This window comes from Pseudomonas putida (genome assembly GCF_004357765.1).
Taxonomy (GTDB): Bacteria; Pseudomonadota; Gammaproteobacteria; order Pseudomonadales; family Pseudomonadaceae; genus Aquipseudomonas; species Aquipseudomonas putida_U.
On the sequence record NZ_SMTE01000010.1, the window covers coordinates 115,559 to 134,114 of the forward strand.

General features: G+C 63.8%; 18 protein-coding genes. 12 read left to right on the forward strand and 6 right to left on the reverse strand.

Annotation, left to right across the window (positions count from 1 at the left end):
- The first annotated feature begins 1 nt into the window (after window position 1).
- The 3 genes from E2H86_RS16505 (at window position 2) to E2H86_RS16515 (ending at window position 4,095) form a co-directional block, all read left to right on the forward strand.
- Complete coding sequence (locus E2H86_RS16505) at window positions 2-577, forward strand: RNA polymerase sigma factor (protein ID WP_133329708.1); 576 nt, start codon at window positions 2-4, stop codon at window positions 575-577.
- Complete coding sequence (locus E2H86_RS16510) at window positions 574-1,557, forward strand: FecR family protein (protein ID WP_133329710.1); 984 nt, start codon at window positions 574-576, stop codon at window positions 1,555-1,557. The genes E2H86_RS16505 and E2H86_RS16510 overlap by 4 nt, the downstream gene beginning before the upstream one ends.
- Before the next feature lie 147 nt (window positions 1,558-1,704).
- Complete coding sequence (locus E2H86_RS16515; RefSeq protein ID WP_133329712.1) at window positions 1,705-4,095, forward strand: TonB-dependent siderophore receptor; 2,391 nt, start codon at window positions 1,705-1,707, stop codon at window positions 4,093-4,095.
- 50 nt (window positions 4,096-4,145) lie between these two features.
- Here the strand turns inward: E2H86_RS16515 and E2H86_RS16520 are convergent, their stop codons facing one another.
- The gene (locus E2H86_RS16520) at window positions 4,146-5,021 is read right to left on the reverse strand and encodes a helix-turn-helix domain-containing protein (RefSeq protein WP_133329714.1); all 876 of its coding nucleotides are present in this window, start codon (window positions 5,019-5,021) and stop codon (window positions 4,146-4,148) included.
- 140 nt (window positions 5,022-5,161) lie between these two features.
- Between E2H86_RS16520 and E2H86_RS16525 the strand changes: the two genes are divergently transcribed.
- Genes E2H86_RS16525 through E2H86_RS16540 form a run of 4 tightly spaced genes read left to right on the forward strand, consistent with a single transcriptional unit; the run spans window position 5,162 to window position 9,029 of the window.
- Window positions 5,162-6,061, forward strand: coding sequence for a DMT family transporter (locus E2H86_RS16525; RefSeq protein ID WP_133329716.1), 900 nt, complete (start codon window positions 5,162-5,164; stop codon window positions 6,059-6,061).
- A gap of 60 nt (window positions 6,062-6,121) precedes the next feature.
- Window positions 6,122-7,675 (forward strand): glucosyltransferase domain-containing protein, encoded by a 1,554-nt coding sequence (locus tag E2H86_RS16530; protein ID WP_133329718.1) that lies wholly within the window; start codon window positions 6,122-6,124, stop codon window positions 7,673-7,675.
- A complete protein-coding gene (locus E2H86_RS16535) occupies window positions 7,669-8,064 on the forward strand; it encodes a GtrA family protein (RefSeq protein WP_133329720.1) in 396 nt (131 codons plus the stop codon). The genes E2H86_RS16530 and E2H86_RS16535 overlap by 7 nt, the downstream gene beginning before the upstream one ends.
- Window positions 8,061-9,029, forward strand: coding sequence for a glycosyltransferase family 2 protein (locus tag E2H86_RS16540; RefSeq protein ID WP_133329722.1), 969 nt, complete (start codon window positions 8,061-8,063; stop codon window positions 9,027-9,029). Before E2H86_RS16535 ends, E2H86_RS16540 begins: the two co-directional genes overlap by 4 nt.
- Before the next feature lie 22 nt (window positions 9,030-9,051).
- Here the strand turns inward: E2H86_RS16540 and E2H86_RS16545 are convergent, their stop codons facing one another.
- Entirely contained in the window at window positions 9,052-10,029 is a 978-nt protein-coding gene (locus E2H86_RS16545; RefSeq protein ID WP_133329724.1) for a 2-hydroxyacid dehydrogenase, read from the reverse strand.
- A 117-nt stretch (window positions 10,030-10,146) separates the two neighbouring features.
- Window positions 10,147-11,094, reverse strand: coding sequence for a LysR family transcriptional regulator (locus E2H86_RS16550; RefSeq protein ID WP_133329726.1), 948 nt, complete (start codon window positions 11,092-11,094; stop codon window positions 10,147-10,149).
- Between the two features lie 191 nt (window positions 11,095-11,285).
- Between E2H86_RS16550 and E2H86_RS16555 the strand changes: the two genes are divergently transcribed.
- From E2H86_RS16555 to E2H86_RS16570, 4 genes are read left to right on the forward strand one after another with little or no spacing between them, the layout of a single operon-like run.
- The gene (locus tag E2H86_RS16555) at window positions 11,286-12,815 is read left to right on the forward strand and encodes an efflux transporter outer membrane subunit (RefSeq protein ID WP_133329728.1); all 1,530 of its coding nucleotides are present in this window, start codon (window positions 11,286-11,288) and stop codon (window positions 12,813-12,815) included.
- The gene (locus E2H86_RS16560; RefSeq protein ID WP_133329730.1) at window positions 12,812-14,989 is read left to right on the forward strand and encodes an FUSC family protein; all 2,178 of its coding nucleotides are present in this window, start codon (window positions 12,812-12,814) and stop codon (window positions 14,987-14,989) included. Before E2H86_RS16555 ends, E2H86_RS16560 begins: the two co-directional genes overlap by 4 nt.
- 4 nt (window positions 14,990-14,993) lie before the next feature.
- Complete coding sequence (locus E2H86_RS16565) at window positions 14,994-15,194, forward strand: DUF1656 domain-containing protein (protein WP_133330012.1); 201 nt, start codon at window positions 14,994-14,996, stop codon at window positions 15,192-15,194.
- A 10-nt stretch (window positions 15,195-15,204) separates the two neighbouring features.
- The gene (locus E2H86_RS16570) at window positions 15,205-16,065 is read left to right on the forward strand and encodes an efflux RND transporter periplasmic adaptor subunit (RefSeq protein WP_133329732.1); all 861 of its coding nucleotides are present in this window, start codon (window positions 15,205-15,207) and stop codon (window positions 16,063-16,065) included.
- 7 nt (window positions 16,066-16,072) lie between these two features.
- On the opposite strand, the gene E2H86_RS16575 is transcribed toward E2H86_RS16570, so the two are convergent.
- The 3 genes from E2H86_RS16575 to E2H86_RS16585 are packed head-to-tail and all read right to left on the reverse strand — an operon-like array spanning window position 16,073 to window position 17,312.
- Window positions 16,073-16,543 carry a type II toxin-antitoxin system YhaV family toxin gene (locus E2H86_RS16575; RefSeq protein ID WP_133329734.1) on the reverse strand — a complete coding sequence of 157 codons (471 nt, stop codon included), beginning with the start codon at window positions 16,541-16,543 and terminating at the stop codon, window positions 16,073-16,075.
- Window positions 16,540-16,836 carry a type II toxin-antitoxin system PrlF family antitoxin gene (locus tag E2H86_RS16580; protein WP_230385213.1) on the reverse strand — a complete coding sequence of 99 codons (297 nt, stop codon included), beginning with the start codon at window positions 16,834-16,836 and terminating at the stop codon, window positions 16,540-16,542. The genes E2H86_RS16575 and E2H86_RS16580 overlap by 4 nt, the downstream gene beginning before the upstream one ends.
- A gap of 29 nt (window positions 16,837-16,865) precedes the next feature.
- Window positions 16,866-17,312, reverse strand: a complete 447-nt coding sequence (locus tag E2H86_RS16585; protein WP_133329738.1) for a universal stress protein — start codon at window positions 17,310-17,312, stop codon at window positions 16,866-16,868.
- A gap of 261 nt (window positions 17,313-17,573) precedes the next feature.
- Between E2H86_RS16585 and E2H86_RS16590 the strand changes: the two genes are divergently transcribed.
- Window positions 17,574-18,482 (forward strand): LysR family transcriptional regulator, encoded by a 909-nt coding sequence (locus tag E2H86_RS16590; protein WP_133329740.1) that lies wholly within the window; start codon window positions 17,574-17,576, stop codon window positions 18,480-18,482.
- Window positions 18,483-18,556 lie beyond the last annotated feature (74 nt).

Here is an 18,556-nt window from a genome sequence, read left to right on the forward strand (position 1 = left end):
GGTGAGCGAACCGAGCCACATCGCCGAACCTGAGGCCGACAGCGCCAACGGTCGGGCGCGCTTTCTTCAGGTTTTCCTGGCCCAGCGGGCGCGCATGGAGGCGTTGGTCAGCCGCCGGGTCGGGTGCCGCGCCACCGCCTCGGACCTGGTCCAGGAGCTGTTCCTGCGCTTCTGGCGGCGTCCTGAGGTCAAGGTCGAGGCGCTGGATACCTATCTGCTGCGCTGCGCGGGCAACCTGGCCATCGACCATCTGCGCAGCGAAGGCAGCCGCGAGCGCCTGGCCGAAGCGAGCATGAGCATAGAGGACGGCGAGGCGGCGGGGGCTCCGGAGCACGCCCTGGAAGTCGATCACGACCTGCAACGCATCGAAGCCGCGCTGCGCGCCTTGCCGGAACGCACCCGGCAGATCTTTCTGCTCAACCGGGTGCACGGTTGCAAGTACGCGGAGATCGCCAAGGCCATGCAACTGTCCCAGAGCGCGGTGGAAAAGCATATGATGCGCGCCCTCGAAGCGTGCAAGGCGAGTGTCGCCGAGCCCGCCATGCCAGCACGCGGGCCAGGGAGTGCCAGACGATGAACCGCCAGCATGCCAACCTCTGCGATCCCTCCCAGGAAGCCCTGGGCTGGTTGAGCCGCATCAACGAACATCCCGAGCAAGTGCACAGTGCTGCATTCAAGCGCTGGTTACTGGCCGACCCGGCGCACCGCCAGGCTTACACCGAGGCCCAGGCGCTGTGGCAGCGCAGCGCCGGGCCAGCGGCGCAGTTGGCCGAGCTGGAGCGCGATAGTCTGCGCCCTTACCTCGAGGCCATGGCCCGACCACCCGTTCGGCGTCGCTGGCGTCAGCGGGCCGGTGCCTTGGCGGCAGCGGCCTGCCTGGTGCTGGCGGTGGGTACCGGCGCGGGCTGGCACCCTGGCTTTTGGCTGCAGGATCTGCAAGCCGACTACCGCAGCGGCGACGGACTGCGCCAGGTGACACTGGCCGATGGTTCGCAGCTGACCCTGGATGCCGGCAGCGCGATCGCCGTCGACTTCGCGCATGGCCAGCGTCGCGTGCGACTGTTGCGCGGCGCGGCGTTCTTCCAGGTGACCCACACCGGCACGCCGTTCGTGGTGGAAGCGGACGGGGGAGAGGTCCGGGTACTGGGTACCCAATTCGAAGTTCGCGAGCAGGGCGCTGCAACCCAGGTCACGGTACGCAGCGGACGGGTCGGGGTGACGCCCGCTGCCGGGCAGCCCATGCGTGAGCTGACCGCCAACCAACAGATGCTCTACGCCCAAGGCCAGGCTGCTGCTATCCAGTCCGTGGACAGCTCCAGTGAACTGGCTTGGCGCCAGGGCTGGCTGAACTACTACCAGGTGCCGCTTGCCCAGGTAGTCGACGACCTGCAGCGTTACTACCCTGGACGGATCATGCTGCTCGACAGCGAGTTGGGCCAGCGCAAGGTCAGTGGCAGCTTCCCGGCCAGCGAGCCGCTGCAGGCGCTCGACTCCCTCGGCCAAGTGCTGGGGTTCTCCCGGCAGACCGTGCTTGGACGCCTGACCGTTATCCGCTAACCCTGCGACCCAAAACGTCCCGTGTAGGAGCGGGCCACGGCAGGGAAATTATTTTCACCAGCGGGTGAGGTAACTGCATGCGGCATTCGTGTAGTAGGTGAAAGTGCGATTCATTCGCAGCTATAACCCTCTCACAGGTCAGTGTCCATGAAGTTCACCTCGCGTTGCGTTCCTCTCTGGCTCGGTCTTTCTTTGTATCCGGCGCTGTTCGCCGCCCCCTTGGCCCATGCCGCCGAGCAGTTGCCGGTGCATGTCTTCGCCCAGCCGAGTCAGCCTCTGGCCCAAGCACTCAACGCCTTCAGCCAGGCCACGGGACAGAGTGTGGTCTACACCCTGCAACTACCGGCAGTCCAGGCTCCGGCCTTGAACGGCCGCTTCAGCGCCGAGCAGGCTTTGCAACAGTTGCTGCAACCCGCGGGCCTGACCTGGCGCCGCCTCGACGGCCATACCCTGACACTCGAGCCACTGGACAGCTCCGGTGCGCTGAGTCTGCAGGCCACCACCATCACCTCGCAGTTGGATAGCTACAGCTACCAGCCCCCAGCTACGGCTTCGATCATGCGTGGGCAGGCCCGCACCCAGGAAGTGCCACAGGCGATCAACGTGGTACCGGCCCAAGTCATCCGCGACCAGGCTCCACGTAACCTCGATGACGCCCTGGCCAATGTCAGTGGCATCACCCAGGGCAACAACTTCGGTGGTACCGCCGACACGGTGATGAAGCGCGGCTTCGGCGACAACCGCGACGGCTCGATCATGCGCGACGGCATGCCGGTGGTGCAGGGCCGTAACCTCAATGCCAGTACCGAGCGGGTCGAGGTGCTCAAGGGACCGGCCTCGTTGCTGTATGGCATCCAGGACCCGGGCGGGGTGATCAACGTGGTCAGCAAGCGCCCGCAACTGCAGCCTTACACGGCGCTGAACCTGCGCGGCTCGACCTACGGCAGTGGCAAGAACGGCAGCGGCGGCGGCCTGGACAGCACCGGTGCGCTGGGGGACAGTCCATTGGCCTATCGGCTGATCGTCGACCATGAGGACGAGAACTACTGGCGCAACTACGGTGTCCATCGCGAGTCGATGGTGGCGCCATCGCTGGCCTGGCTCGGCGAAGACACCCAGGTGGTGCTGGCCTACGAGCACCGCGAATTCCTTTATCCCTTCGACCGCGGCACGGCCTTCGGCAGCAATGGCCACCCGCTGAATATCCCAGCCACGCGGCGCCTGGACGAGCCGTTCAATGACATGGAAGGGCGCTCGGACCTGTATCGCCTGGAGCTCGACCATCAGCTCGGCGAAGACTGGAAGCTGCACGCAGGCTACAGCTTCAATCGCGAAACCTACGACGCCAGCCAGGTTCGCGTGACTGGCGTGGACGAAGCCGCCGGCACGCTGACCCGCAGCATCGACGGCACCCACAACGCCATGAGCCGCGACCAGTTCGTCACCGTCAGCCTCGATGGCAGCCTGGAGCTGGCGGGGATGCGCCATGACCTGTTGCTCGGGGTCGATCATGAGGACCGCAAGATCTACCGCGGCGACCTGATCCGCCAGAGCGCCCAGTCGACCTTCAGCTACCTGAATCCGGTGTACGGCCAGGAGGTCGAGGGTACCAACGTGCGCGCCAGCGACAGCGACCAGACCGACAAGCTGCGCACCGAGTCCGTGTTCGTGCAGGACGCGTTGCACCTGGACGAGCACTGGATCCTGGTGGCCGGCGCACGCTTCCAGCAGTACGACCAGTACGCCGGCCGTGGCCGTCCGTTCAAGGCCAACACCGACATCGACGGCCAGACCTGGGTGCCGCATGCAGGAATCGTGTATCAGGTAGATGATCAACTGTCGTTCTATGGCAGTTACAGCGAGTCGTTCAAGCCCAACTCGACCATCGCGCCGCTGTCCGGCGGCGTGACGATCGATTCGTCGATTGCGCCGGAGGAGGGCAAGTCGTGGGAACTGGGCGCCAAGCTCGACATGCCCGGCCAACTCACCGGCACCTTGGCGCTGTTCGACATCACCAAGCGCAATGTGCTGGTATCCAACTTCGACAGCACCTCGGGCGAGACGGTGTACAGCAATGCCGGCGAGGTCAGCTCGCGGGGTGTCGAGCTCGACCTGACCGGGCAGTTGACCGATCGCTGGAGCCTGATCGGCAGCTATGCCTTCACCGATGCCAAGGTGACCAAGGACCCGGAACTCAAGGGTAACCGTCTGCAGAACGTGGCCAGGCACAGCGGGTCGTTGTCGGCGGTGTACGACTTCGGCAGTCTGTTCGGCGGCGACTGCCTGCGCTTTGGTGCCGGAGCGCGTTACGTAGGCAAGCGGGCGGGCAACTCGACCAACACCTTCGATCTGCCCAGCTATACCGTGGCCGATGCCTTCGCCAGCTACGAGACCAAGCTCGACGAGCACAACGTGCGTTTGCAATTGAACGTGAAGAACCTGTTCGACAAGGTCTACTACAGTTCCGCGGTGAACCAGTATTTCGTCGCCATCGGCGATGCGCGGCAGGTGAGCCTGTCGAGTACCTTCGAGTTCTGAGACGTCTGCTTCGCGGGTCGATCAGGACGCCGAAGCGCCGCCCACGACCCTCACCCAGCAAATGCCAAACGGTACTCGCCAGGTGTCGCCCCGACGGCCTGGCGAAAGCGATTGCTGAAATGGCTGGCACTGGCGAACCCGCAGGCCAGCGCCACCTGCCCCAGCGGCAGGTCGCCCAGGCGCAGCAGGCGGCACGCCCGGTGCAGGCGGCGGGCCAGCAGATACTGGTGCGGCGGCAAGCCGAAGCTTGCGCGGAACATGCGGGCGAAGTGGTATTCCGACAGGTTGCAGCGTAGTGCCAGTTCGCCCAAGGTGATCGGTTGATCCAGATGCGCTTCGATGTAGTCGACCAGTTGTCGGCGCAGGCTCGGCGCCAAGCCGCCTTTTAGGCGCAGTCCCTGGCGTAGGCCGACCTGGCTGAGCACGGCATGGTCGACGATCTCGTGCGCCAGACTGCTGGCCAGCAGTCGCTCGGCAGGCTCCTCCCAGGCCAAGCCGATCAGCTGACGAAAGCGCAGCGATTGACGGGGATCATCGAGGAAGGTCGCCTCCTGCAGTTGCAGCTCCCGAGGCTCGCGGTCGAGCAGGCGCACGCAGCCGAGGGCGAACTGCGCCTCGCTGATGTACAGGTGGGCCAGGCGGATCGGTCCGTTGACGACCCAATTCGACTCGTGGCCCGCCGGCATGATGCACAGTTTGTCCGGTGCCCCTTTGTCTGAAGGGCGCTGGCGGCGGAAGGTGCCGGTACCATCGGCGATGTAGCACGACAACGTGTGGTGGCTCGGCGCCTGATAGTCCCGGGCATCGTCGCGGTTGCTCCACAGCGCCGCCGCCAAGCCATCGCCCAGGTGCGCGCTCAGCTCCAGCCGAGCGTGGGGCGAGGCGTGCATGGCGTTGAACACTTGCAATTGGGTCAATGGGGTCATAGGCGATTCCTCTGACGGCTATCGTACTGCTGTCCGGCAGCGATGGCAGCGGATGGCGATGGAAAAGCGCAAGATTGTGCAAGCGGAGCAGGGATGGGCGAGGAAACACTGATCGGGCAACGCAGCCAAGGAACCGCGCCATGAACCTCTCGCTCTATCTGCTCACCGTACTCATCTGGGGAACCACCTGGATCGCCCTGAAACTGCAACTGGGAGTGGTCGCCATCCCGGTTTCCATTGCCTACCGGTTCGCCCTGGCCGGCCTGGTGCTGTTCGCCATCCTATTGCTCACCCGCCGCCTGCAAGCGATGGACCGGCGCGGCCACCTGATCTGCCTGGCCCAAGGCTTGTGCCTGTTCTGCGTCAACTTCATGTGTTTTCTCACCGCCAGCCAGTGGATCGCCAGTGGGCTGATCGCCGTGGTGTTTTCCACCGCGACGCTATGGAATGCGCTGAACGCACGGCTGTTCTTCGGTCAGAAGATCGCCGGCAACGTGCTCGGCGGCGGAGCCATGGGCCTGGTTGGGCTAGGCCTGCTGTTCTGGCCCGAACTGTCGCACCACGCTGCCAGCCGCGAGACCTTGTACGGTCTGGGCCTGGCACTGCTCGGCACACTGTGCTTTTCGGCCGGCAACATGCTTTCGAGCATGCAGCAGAAGGCTGGGCTCAAACCCATGACCACCAATGCCTGGGGCATGCTCTATGGCGCCGGCATGCTGGTGCTGTACTGTCTGTTCAGCGGTATCCCGTTCGCCATGGACTGGAGCGCCCGCTACCTCGGTTCGTTGATGTACCTGGTGATCCCGGGTTCGGTGATCGGCTTCACCGCCTACCTGACCTTGGTCGGGCGGATGGGCCCGGAGCGGGCGGCTTATTGCACGGTACTGTTCCCACTGGTGGCGTTGAACGTGTCGGCCTACGCCGAGGGTTATCAGTGGACGCCACCGGCGCTGTTGGGATTGTTGGCGGTCATGGCGGGTAACGTACTGGTGTTTCGCAAGCCAAGAATGCCGATGCCGGCGTTAGGGGCGCAAAGGTGAGCTCAGCGCGCAACTGTTAGAACTGCCAGGTGCGCAGCAGGGTGTGGCGGGGGAGACTGGTTGGCATTCACGCTGCGTGGAGCCGAACGGATGCTGGAAACCCCGCCGCAGGGCAGTGCGCTGTCGCAGCGTCAGCTGTGGCTGATATTCATGGCGGCATTGGCGTTGCACGTGTTGCCCCTGATTCTGGCCGATTACGCCTACATCGATGACATCTGGCGCTCGATGACGGCGGGCGTGATCGAGGGCAGGGCCAATTCCTGGGCAGGGCAGGGGCGAATACTGGTCGATTGGCTGTACGCCGTGCTGGGTGGAGCCGGGGTTGCGCCAGACCTTTTTCCCCTGCCGCTGCTGCTGGCAGTGGTGATCGTCGCCAGGGCCCTGGCCAGCCTTACCGCGCATTACTTCGAGCGGCCTGTCCTTGCCGATGTCCTGGTGGTGCTGCCGCTGTGGTTCAGCCCGTTCTTTCTGCAGAACCTCAGTTATCAATACGATGGGCCGGCCATGGGACTGGCGCTGGCAGCCTGCGTGTGGGCGATCACGGCAGGATCAGGAAGTGCCGGGCGCTGGTTGCTGGGCAGTCTGCTGCTCACCGCGGTGCTCAGCCTCTACCAACCCGCAATCAATGTATTCGCCATCCTCTGTTGCATCGAGATCCTCCATCAGGTCGGCAGTGGCCTGGCCTGCAAACCGGTGTTCCGGCGCCTGGCCTTGCGCTTGGGACAACTCACGGTGGGTTGCCTGCTCTACCATCAGACGGCCTATCGGCTGACCGTCGAGCAGCGCACCAGGCTTGTGTCCGTCGATGCCCAGTTGCCCGCCGAGATACTCGCACGGCTTGAATTGATAGGGCAGGACATTGCGCTTTTGGCGACCGCCGCCAATGGTTGGGTGTACATCGGCGTGTTGGTCCTTGCCATGGTTGGCCTCAAGCTGACGCTGATGCAAATCTGGGCCGGGCATTCGGCACGGATCGAGACGTATGCGCTTGGGGGGCTGGTACTGCTCACACTGCCAGCGGCTTATATCCTGATATCGGGGGTGGCGCTGGTACTTGCCCACTTCCAGCATGGGGCCCGTCTGCTCATGGGATGGGGGGCGGTGATGGTGATGCTGGCATGGCTCGCCCGCCGCGCGCTGGTCGCCATTCATCCTAGGCTGGCGTGGGTGCTGGCGCTGCCTTTGGCACTTATGCTGTCGATGGCGTTTGCCTATGGGCGGGTATTGCTGCTGCAAAAAGAACTGCAGCACGCGTTCGTGTACACGCTGGTCACGACCCTCCAGACTCATCCTCGGCTACAGGGCATCGACCGCATCTATCTCTACGGCCAGCATGAAAAAGGCAAGTGGCTGCCTGCGGCAAGGGGCACCTTCAAGGCCATGCCGGTCTTGCGTCCGATCCTCAACTTCGAAGACTGGGTCTTGAGCGAAGCACTGCCGCGCGCGGGGCTGACGCAGGTTAACCGGGTCACCAAGCGCTTTTTCTTGTCGTTGCGCGAGCGCAACCCCCTCCCAGTGGTCAAGACCAGGTTCTTTTCCGTCTATCGCGTGGATGAGTACGCGCTAGTGCTCTTGAACGCGCCTCGGGAGCCTGAGGAGCAAAGCGCATGGTGAGAGGCCTGCAGCAGCCGAAGGCTCCGGCTCGAGAACCGTTCAGATATGCCCTGGTCGGCCTGTTCAACACAGGTTTTCATTGGCTGGTGTTCATTGTCCTGCACCTGTACGCAGGTTTCAGCCAAGCGCTGAGTAACCTGGTTGCCTTCGGCGCGGCGGCAAGCCTGTCGTATTTCGCCAATGCGCTTTTCACCTTCGCGGTGCGGCCGTCAGGCGCGCGCTATGTGCTTTTCCTGACCGGTATGGGCAGCCTGAGCCTGCTGCTCGGCGCATTGGCCGATCGGGCTGGTCTGGCCGCGTGGCTGACCCTGGTGAGTTTTTCCGCCGCCAGCCTGGTCATCGGTTATGTCTACTCGCGCACTGTGGTATTCAAACGGAGGGAGCCATGAAGCTGACCTTGATCGTCCCGGTATTCAACGAGGAGGACACCCTCGGGCATTTCTATCGCACGGTACGCGAGGAACCGTCGCTGCGGGACATCACCGTCGAGATCCTGTTCGTCAACGATGGCAGCGTCGATGCCACCGAGGCCATCTGCGCGGACCTGGCCAGGGCCGACGAGTGGGTTTCAGTCATCCATTTCTCGCGTAATTTCGGCAAGGAGTCTGCGCTGTTCGCCGGGCTGGAATATGCCGATGGCGATGTGGTGGTGCCGATGGATGTCGACCTGCAAGACCCCGTTGAACTCATCGCCACGTTGATCGAGCGTTGGCGCAACGGTGCCGAAGTCGTCCTGGCCAAACGCCGTAGCCGTGAATCGGACAGCGCCTTGAAGCGCTGGACTGCCGGGCTCTACTACCGTCTGCACAACAGGATCGCCTCGACCTCGATCGAGGAAAACGTCGGCGACTTCCGCCTGCTCGACCGCAAGGTGGTGGTGGCGATCAGGCAATTGCCGGAGCAGCAGTTGTTCATGAAAGGCGTGTTGTCGTGGGTCGGCTTTCGTACCGAGGTCGTCGAGTACGACCGGCCGCAGCGTGTCGCCGGCTGCAGCAAGTTCGGTTTCTGGCGCTTGTGGAATCTCGCCCTCGATGGCATCACCTCGTTCAGCACCGTGCCGCTGAGGCTATGGAGCTACATCGGTGCCGGGGTGTCGTTGTCGGCGTTGATGCTCGCCGCGTACCGGATCATCGACCAGCTGCTGCACGGCAGCGACCCTCCGGGCTATCCATCGCTGATCGTGACCATGCTGTTTCTGGGGGGCGTGCAACTGATCGGAATCGGCATTCTCGGCGAGTACATCGGACGCATCTACCAGGAAACCAAGCACCGTCCACGTTACGTGGTGCGGGAGGTCGTCGGGCGCAGCGCCAACCGCCAACCAGGTAGGCCTGCCCCGACAGCCGAGGGCTGATGGGGCAGGTGCCGGCGGGGGATCAGTGAGCCTTCCACACTTGCGGGTTGACCAGGTCGCGTGGCCGCTCACCGAGCAACGCCGCACGCAGGTTGTCCATGGCCCGATTGGCCATGGCCTCCCGGGTTTCGGCGGTGGCCGAGCCGATGTGCGGCAGGGTCAGGGCGTTGGGCAACTGGAACAGAGGCGATTCTGCCAGCGGCTCCTTTTCGTACACGTCGAGGCCGGCACCCCTGATGGTGCCTTTTTGCAGCGCCTCGATCAGCGCCGCTTCGTCGACCACCGGGCCGCGGGCGATGTTGATGAGAAAGGCGCTCGGCTTCATCAACTTGAGCTCACGGGCGCCGATCAGCTTGCGCGTGGCGTCGGACAGCGGCACTACGATACAGACGAAATCGGACTCGGCCAGCAGTTGCTCCAGGCTGCGGTACTGCGCGCCTAGCTCTTGTTCCAGCGCGGTCTTGCGGCTGTTGCCGGCATACAGGATCGACATGTTGAAGCCAAAGCGACCGCGCCGGGCCACGGCGGCGCCGATGTTACCCAGGCCGACGATCCCCAAGGTCTTGCCGTGCACGTCGCTGCCGAAGTGCTGCGGGGCGATGGTTGCCCGCCAGTTGCCGGCCTTGGTCCAGGCATCCAGTTCGGCGGTGCGGCGGGCGCAACCCATGATCAGCGAGAAGCCCAGGTCGGCGGTGCTTTCGGTGAGCACGTCCGGGGTGTTGGTCAGGGCGATGCCACGCTCGTTGAAGTAGTCCAGGTCGTAGTTGTCGTAGCCGACCGACACGCTCGACACCACTTCCAGCTTGCCAGCCCCTTCGAGCTGGGCTCGGCCCAGCTTGCGGCCAACCCCGATCAGGCCGTGGGCTTCGGGCAGGGCTTCGTTGAATTGGGCATTGATGTCGCCGAGCTTGGGGTTCGGCAGGATCACATTGAAGTCTTGCTGCAGGCGCTCGGCCATGGCCGGGGTGATGCGGCTGAAGGCCAGGACGGTCTTTTTCATGGGCTACTTCCAGAGAAAAGCTACAAGCTACAAGCTGCAAGCTTTAAGAAAAAGCCTGGGATGCACAAATCTGCTTTTTCTTGCCGCTTGTAGCTTGCCGCTTGTAGCTGCCTCTCTTCAGTTGGCGATCAACAATTCATGGGTTTTCAGGTCGGCCTCATGGGCGGCCAGGATTTCCGGTAGCGAGTTGCGCAGGTACTCGACCCAGGTCTTGATCTTCGCATCCAGGTATTGGCGAGACGGGTAGATCGCGTACAAATTCAGCTCCTGCAACCGATACTCGGGCAACACCCGCACCAGGCTGCCGTCGCGCAAGCCGTCGATCGCCGAGTAGATCGGCAGCACGCCCATGCCCATTCCGCAACGGATCGCGGTCTTCATGGCATCGGCTGAGTTGACCTGGAACGGCGAGGTGGAAATGTTGACCATCTCCTGGCCCTCCGGGCCGTCGAACAGCCATTTTTCCAGCGGAATCACCGGGCTGACCATGCGCAGGCAGGCATGCTTGAGCAGGTCGACCGGCTTGTGTGCGAAGCCATGCTTGGCCACGTAATCCGGCGAGGCACAGACGATGCTGTAGGTGATGCCCAGGCGCTGCGAGACGAAACCGGAGTCCGGCAGTTCGGTGGCCAACACGATGGACACGTCGTAGCCTTCGTCGAGCAGGTCAGGCACGCGGTTGGCCATGGTCAAATCGAAAGTCACGTCGGGGTGCGATTCGCGGTAGCGGGCGATGGCATCGACCACGAAGTGCTGGCCGACGCCGGTCATCGAGTGCACCTTCAACTGCCCGGCAGGGCGCGCATGGGCGTCGCTGGCCTCGGCTTCGGCTTCTTCCACGTAGGTGAGGATCTGCTCGCAACGCATCAGGTAGCGCTTGCCGGCTTCGGTCAGGGCGATGCGCCGGGTGGTGCGGTTGAGCAGACGGGTTTGCAGATGGGCTTCCAGGTTGGAGACCGCCCGCGAGACGTTCGCGGTGGTGGTATCCAGTTGCGCGGCGGCGGCGGTGAAGCTGCCGAGCTGGGCGACGCAACTGAAAGCTCGCATGTTTTGCAGGGTGTCCATGGGTCACTCTCGAAGTTGAGGGCGAAATTGTGTCACGAAGTAACGGCGAAGATATTAAATTCTGCCTTCGACCAAAGGCGGATTATCGCTGTTTCGGTAACAAAGATTCGCAGGAATATACGCTTATCGCCAGTGCAGCGGCCCCCTAGAATTGCCCGGCCCCTCCACCTCTTCCTCGGGAAATCGCAGCTGTGCCGCGTCGCATCATCAGAACGCTTCAGGCGTTCAGTGCCTGTGCCCTTAGCCTCACCTTGAGCGGCTGTATCGGAACATGGGGCATCGCCCCGCAAAGCAAGACGCTGCAAGCCAACACCCTGACCACCGATGCGGCCATACGCCAAGCCGCGACCGACGCCCACTGGCCGGACCAGCAGTGGTGGCAGGCCTATGGCGATCCGCAATTGAATCGCTGGGTGGCACTGGCCGTGGCTGGTAGCCCGACCCTGGCCATGGCCATGGCGCGGGTACGTGAAGCCAAGGCCATGGCCGGTGTGGTCGAGTCGGCAGAAAAGCTGCAGGCCAACGGTCAGGCCACGCTCAAGCGGCACAACTGGCCTGAAGACCAATTCTACGGCCCGGGTGAGCTGGCCGGGGCCAACACCTGGGACAACAACGCGGCCATCGGTTTCAGCTACGCCCTCGACCTCTGGGGGCGCGAGCGCAATGCCAGCGAGCAGGCCGTGGACCAGGCGCACATGAGCGTAGCCGAGGCTCGCCAGGCGCAACTGGAATTGCAGAACAATGTGGTGCGGGCTTATATCCAGCTGAGTCTGCATTTTGCCCAGCGCGACATCGTCAAGGCCGAGCTCGAGCAGCAGGAGCAGATCCTGGCCTTGGCCAAGCGTCGCCTGGACGCCGGTATCGGCACCCATTTCGAGGTCAGCCAGGCCGAGGCGCCGCTGCCCGAAACCCATCGCCAGATCGACAGCCTCAACGAGGCGATCGCTCTGACCCGTAACCAACTGGCAGCCCTGGCCGGCAAGGGTCCGGGGGAGGGCGCGCAACTGCAGCGCCCCAGCCTGGCTCTGGCCGCGCCACTGAAACTGCCGTCGACGCTGCCTGCCGAGCTGGTCGGCCAGCGCCCCGACGTCGTCGCCAGCCGCTGGCAGGTCGCCGCCCAGGCTCGTGGCATCGATGTCGCCCACGCCGGCTTCTTCCCCAACGTCGACCTGGTCGGCAGCCTCGGCTTCATGGCCACCGGTGGCGGTCCGCTGGCGTTTCTCACCGGGCGCAAGTTCAACTACAACGTCGGACCGGCCATCAGCTTGCCGGTCTTCGACGGCGGCCGCCTGCGCTCGCAGCTGGGCGTAGCTTCGGCCGGTTACGACGTGGCTGTGGCGCATTACAACCAGACTGTGATCGGTGCGCTGAAGAACATTTCCGATCAGTTGATCCGCCGCCAGTCGATGAAGGAGCAAGCGCATTTCGCCGCCGAGTCGGTGGCTGCCGCGCAGAGGACCTACGACATCGCCATGATCGCGTTCCAGCGAGGCCTCACCGACTACCTCAACGTGCTCAACGCCCAGACCCTGTTGTTCCGCCAACAGCAGACCCAGCAGCAGGTCCAGGCCGCGCGTCTGATCGCCCATGCCGAGTTGGTGACGGCGTTGGGGGGTGGCCTGCAGGCCGGCAATGACGTACCCGCCCAAGGGCGTCAGGCGCCGCCCAAGACCCCGGCCACCCTGGCCATTTTCGACCGGCAGGCGGACCACGCCGAATGAGCGCGCTGACTTTGCCCATGCGCTGGCTGCAGCGTCTGGAATGGCGCCGAGGCTTCTTCGCCTGGGCGCGTACCGATGGGGTGACCTGGGTCTACATCTTCAAGGTGCTGGCCGCTGCCTTCATCACCCTGTGGCTGGCCATGCGCCTGGAGCTGCCGCAGCCGCGCACGGCGATGATCACCGTGTTCATCGTCATGCAGCCGCAGAGCGGGCATGTCTTCGCCAAGAGTTTCTATCGGGTGCTCGGTACCCTGGCCGGCTCGGCGATGGCGGTGGTGCTGATCGCCCTGTTCCCGCAGAACACCGAGCTGTTCCTGCCCAGCCTCGCGCTGTGGGTCGGCCTGTGCTCGGCCGGCGCCATGCGCTACCGCACCTTCCGCGCCTATGGTTTCGTGCTGGCTGGCTACACCGCAGCGATGATCGGCCTGCCAGTGTTGCAACACCCTGACCAGGCGTTCATGGCTGCCATATGGCGGGTACTGGAAATCGCCCTGGGCATCCTCGTGTCGACCTTCGTCAGCGCCGCGATCCTGCCGCAGTCGGCCAGCGCGGCCATGCGCAACGCCCTGTACCAGCGCTTTGGCGTGTTCGCCGCAGTGGTGGTCGAGGCGCTGCGCGGCGACAGTCAGCGCGACCGCTTCGAAACCAGCAACGTGCGCTTCGTCGCCGAGGCCGTCGGGCTCGAGAGCCTGCGCAACGTCACCGCCTTCGAAGACCCGCACATGCGGCGCCGCTCGGGGCGGCTGGTGCGCATGAACAGTGAGTTCATGGCCATCACCACGCGCTTCAACGCATTGCACCGGCTCATCGAACGCCTGCGTGCACGTGGGCCTGCGCAGATCGTCAGCGCTATCGAACCAGGCCTGGAAACCTTGATCGAGCTGTTGCAGCCCTACGTCGGCCGTGCCCTGACCGACGCCGACGCGTTGCGCCTGACCCTGGAGCTGGCCGCCTACAAGGAAGGCCTGCAGGCCCAGGTACGCGGCCTGCGCGCCGACTACCTGGCGACAGGCCCGAGCGAGTCGGATCTGCTCGACTTTCACACCGCCTTCGAGCTGCTCTACCGCTTCGTCGACGAGATGTACAGCTACGCCGAGACCCACGCTTCGCTGGCCGCGCACCGCCACCAGCGTGAGCAGTGGGATGAGCCGTATGTGGCACAGACCAGCTGGCTGGTGTCGCTTGCCGCCGGGGTGCGGGCCTCGGCGGTACTGTTGCTGTTGGGCAGCTACTGGCTGCTCAGCGACTGGCCCAGCGGGGCCATGATGACCTTGATCGCCACGGTCACCGTGGGCCTGTCGGCTGCTTCGCCGAACCCCAAGCGCATGTCCTTCCAGATGGCCTGCGGCACGGCCTTGGGCGCCTTCATCGGTTTCTTCGAAACCTTCTTCGTGTTTCCCTGGATCGACGGTTTCGCACTGTTGTGCATGGTCCTGGCTCCGGTATTCGTGCTGGGCGCGTTCCTCTCGTCACGACCGGCCTACGCCGGTTATGGCATCGGCCTGCTGGTGTTCTTCGCCATCGGCTCGGTGCCCAACAACCTCACCGTGTATGACCCCTATACCTTCATCAACGACTACATCGGCATGGTCATCGGCATGTTCGTCTGCGCGGCGGCCGGAGCGATCATTCTGCCGCCCAACAGCCGCTGGTTGTGGAGTCGCCTGGAACTGGAACTGCGCGAGCAGGTGCTGTTCGCCATCGGTGGTGGGCTGCGTGGGCTCGGCTCGGCGTTCGAGAGCCGCACCCGTGACCTGCTGCACCAGGCATATGGTCTGGCCGCCGGCAAGCCCAAGGTGCAGAGCGAACTGATGGGATGGATGTTCACCGTGCTGGAGATCGGCCACGCCATCATCGAACTGCGCAAGGAGCAGGCACGCGCGCCGGTTCACCCGGCCTATGCCGAATCGCAGCCATGGCGCCAGGCCATCCGCGTCATGGGCCGGGCGTTGACCCGGCTGTTCCTGCAACCCAATGCCAGCAACCACGAACGTGCCCTGGTGGCGGTGGATCACGCTATCAGCCGCGTGCAGGCCACCGACGAGCCGTTCGCCCGACACTTCGACACCTCGGTGCTGCGGCGCGTGCAGAGCTACCTGCATTTCATCCGCTCTTCCCTGCTCGACCCACAGTCGCCGTTGGCTCCGGCGAAAGGACTGCACGATGCTCCCTGAAATCATGCCCCGCGAAATCGCCTTCCATGGCGTGTACATGCCGACCATGTCCCTGATGTTCCTGTTCGCCCTGGGCCTGGCCTGGGGCCTGGACCGGTTCATCGCCAGCCATGACGGCTATCGCTTCTTCTGGCACCCGGCACTGTTGCGCCTGTCGCTGTTCGTCTGTCTGTTCGGCGCCTTGGCGCTGTCGCTCTATTGGTGAGAAACCTTCGATGAAAAAGTTCTTCAGTCTGGTCGCCACCCTGTTGGTGCTGGCCGCCGCCGTGGTGATCGGTCGCCAGTTGTGGCTGCACTACATGACCACGCCATGGACCCGCGACGGCCGCGTGCGCGCTGACATCATCAACGTCGCCGCCGATGTACCGGGCTATGTGGTGGACGTGCCGGTCAAGGACAACCAGCGGGTGAAGAAGGGTGACCTGCTGATCCAGATCGATCCCGAGCATTACCAGCTGGCGGTGGAGCAGGCCAAGGCCCTGGTCGCCTCGCGCAAGGCCACCTGGGAGATGCGCAAGGTCAACGCCAAGCGCCGTGCCGACCTGGACAACCTGGTGATCTCCAAGGAAAACCGCGATGACGCCAGCAACATCGCCAACGCCGCCCTGGCTGACTATCAGCAGGCCCAGGCCGAGCTGGCCGCGGCAGAACTGAACCTCAAACGTACCCAGATCGTCGCCACGGTCGATGGCTACGTGACCAACCTGAACATCCACAAAGGAGACTATGCCCGCACCGGTGAAGCGGTGATGGCGGTGGTCGACGAGAACTCGTTCTGGGTGTATGGCTTCTTCGAGGAAACCAAGCTGCCGCATGTCAAGGTGGGCGACCAGGCCGAATTGCAGATGATGAGTGGCGAGCGCATCACCGGCCATGTGGAGAGCATCGCCCGCGGCATCTACGACCGTGATAACCCCCAGAGCCGCGAGTTGATCGCCGATGTGAACCCGACCTTCAACTGGGTGCGGCTGGCGCAGCGGGTGCCGGTGCGGATTCACATCGATGAAGTGCCGGAGGGGTTCCTGCTGGCGGCGGGGACGACCTGTACGGTGGTGGTGAGGCCTGGCGAGGGGTGACCTGGAATCATTGCCGATGTGCGGCTTCGTTCAGCAACTCATCCCAATCATCCGGAGGGTAGCCGTGGATGAGTATTCTTTTAAAGACCTTGGAGGCGTCGTCGCTGCTTTCGTAAGCCCGCTTGCTGGCTTCGTCGTTTACCCAAGCCAGCACGATGATCTTGCTGGCAGCGTGGTAGCGGAAAAACAATCGACACTGTTGAAAGAACTTCGCCCTGAACCAGTGTTTGCGATCATCGCCGAGCGTTCCGCCTTGGCGATATTCTGCTCTGGTTGGATCTTGCGGGATGATGTCGAACGCTAGCCGTTTGATGGCTACCAGCCGTTTGTACGCATTTTTTTTGGTATAGCCGACAGGGTCTTTAGCCTTTTGCGCTTCCACTTGAGCGCTTAGTGTTGCCAGGTTGGCAAGAAACAAAGGGTGGGCAAATACGCTCCATCCATGAATAACCAAGGGCTTCCTGCTCGCGTCACTCATTCATCATCCGCCGATAGAGGTTGATCCAGATCGACCTCCGTGTCGCCTACGAGTTGATCGAGGCGCGCGAGCAGGCCAGCATCGACAACCTGTAGCCGCTGAGGATGCCGGGCGATATCGTGCGCCAGGAAATCGAGGAACTGGCCCAGTACCGGATCGTCCTCGGTTGCCTCTGCGCGGGTGAGTATCACCCCTCCATCCGGCCGAATCGAGTAATGGATCTTGTCACGTTTTTTCAGGCCCAAGGCGCGGCGCACGGTTTCGGGAACCGTGGTCTGGTAGCGATCGGTCAATGCGATTGCATTAGCACGTTGATGAGCGGTCAGGCCACTCCGACCAACACTGGCACCTTCACCTGGTCGATCACCTTGGCGCTGATCGACGGGTCGAGCAGCCGCCCCAGTCGAGACAGGTGGCGGTGACCCATGATGATCAACTCGCAGTTCAGTTCCTTGGCTTTGTCGACGATGGCATCGACGGGTTGGCCGGCGACCATGCAGCCGTGGGCCGCGAAACCGGCGGCCTGCAGTTGGCGCACGGCATCGGCTACGGCAGCGTCGCCCAGGCGTTGTTCTTCGCAGGCGGCTGGGTATTCCTCCAGTTCCTCGGCGGTGTAGGGGGCGGGTTTGTCATGCACGGCGAAGGTCGAGTCGATGGCCAGCAGCACGTGCAGTTCGTGCTCGTCGGGGCGGCAATAGCGCAGGGCCAGAGCGAGCAGGGCGCTGGCGGCGGGGGAGGCATCGATGGCGATCAGGACGGGATGGGGCATGCGGGATCCTTGGCTTGGGCTGGCTGATGTGCTTGCAGGTCCGGCCTTTTCGCGGGCAAGCCCGCTCCCACAGGAACTGCACAATGCCCAAGTACCTGTGGGAGCGGGCTTGCCCCGCGAAAGGGCCGGACCTGCCAATGCTTCATTTAAGGCCTAACACGGCCCGTGAATAAATGCCCCCCCACGCACGAGCGCATTACATCTGGCGCAATCGTCCAGCTGTTACCATTGCCTTTCCCACAGCTGTCACGGAACACGGCCATGCAACTCCCGGACATGAACCTGCTCGTCGCGCTCGACGCCTTGCTCGATGAAGGCAGCGTGGTCGGTGCTGCGCAGCGCATGAACCTGAGCCCGGCGGCCATGAGCCGCACCTTGGGGCGTATCCGTGAGGCCCTGGGCGACCCGATCCTGGTCCGCGCCGGTCGCGGCCTGGTGCCTACCCCCCGGGCGCTGGCCTTGCGCGAGCAGGTGGCGGCGCTGGTGGAGCAGGCTGGCGAGGTGTTTCGCGGCGCGGGTGAGGTCGACCTGCCGAAGCTCGAGCGCGCCTTCAATATTCGCACCAACGACCTGTTCATCGCCCTGTACGGCGCGCCACTGCTGCGCCGCATGCACGAGCAGGCGCCGCGCACGGTGCTGCGCTTCGTGCCGGAAAGCCCAGGCGGAGACGACGACAGTGTGCTGCGCGACGGGCGGACCGATCTGATCATCAGTTCCACCGTCGACCTGGGGCCGGAGATCAAGGTGCAGAGCCTGTTCCAGACCTGGTACGTGGGGCTGGCACGGCGTGATCATCCGATCTTCGAGGAGCCGATCACCCCGCAGAGCTTTGCCTGTTATCCACAGATCAGCGTGTCGCGGCGTGGTCGGGCCAATGGGCCGATCGACGTGGAGCTGGCCAATTTCAAGGTGCAGCGGCGGGTGGCATTGATCACGCCCAGCTTCCACTCGGCACTGTTCTCGCTGCCGGATTCCGACCTGCTGCTGCCGATGCCGGCCAACATCCTCAACAGCGTACACAAGCTTGGCTTGCCGCTGCGCTCGTTCGAGATTCCGGTGCCGCTGGAGCGGGTCAACGTGTTGCAGGCCTGGCACCCGCGGTTTCACAACGACCCGGCGCATCGCTGGTTGCGTCAGACGTTGAAGGCGGTTTGCAGTGTCGATCCTTGAGTTTTGCTGCGGTCATAACGGCCTATTCGCGGGCTTGCCCGCGAAGCAGACAGTGCCGGTTCACTTGGATTGCG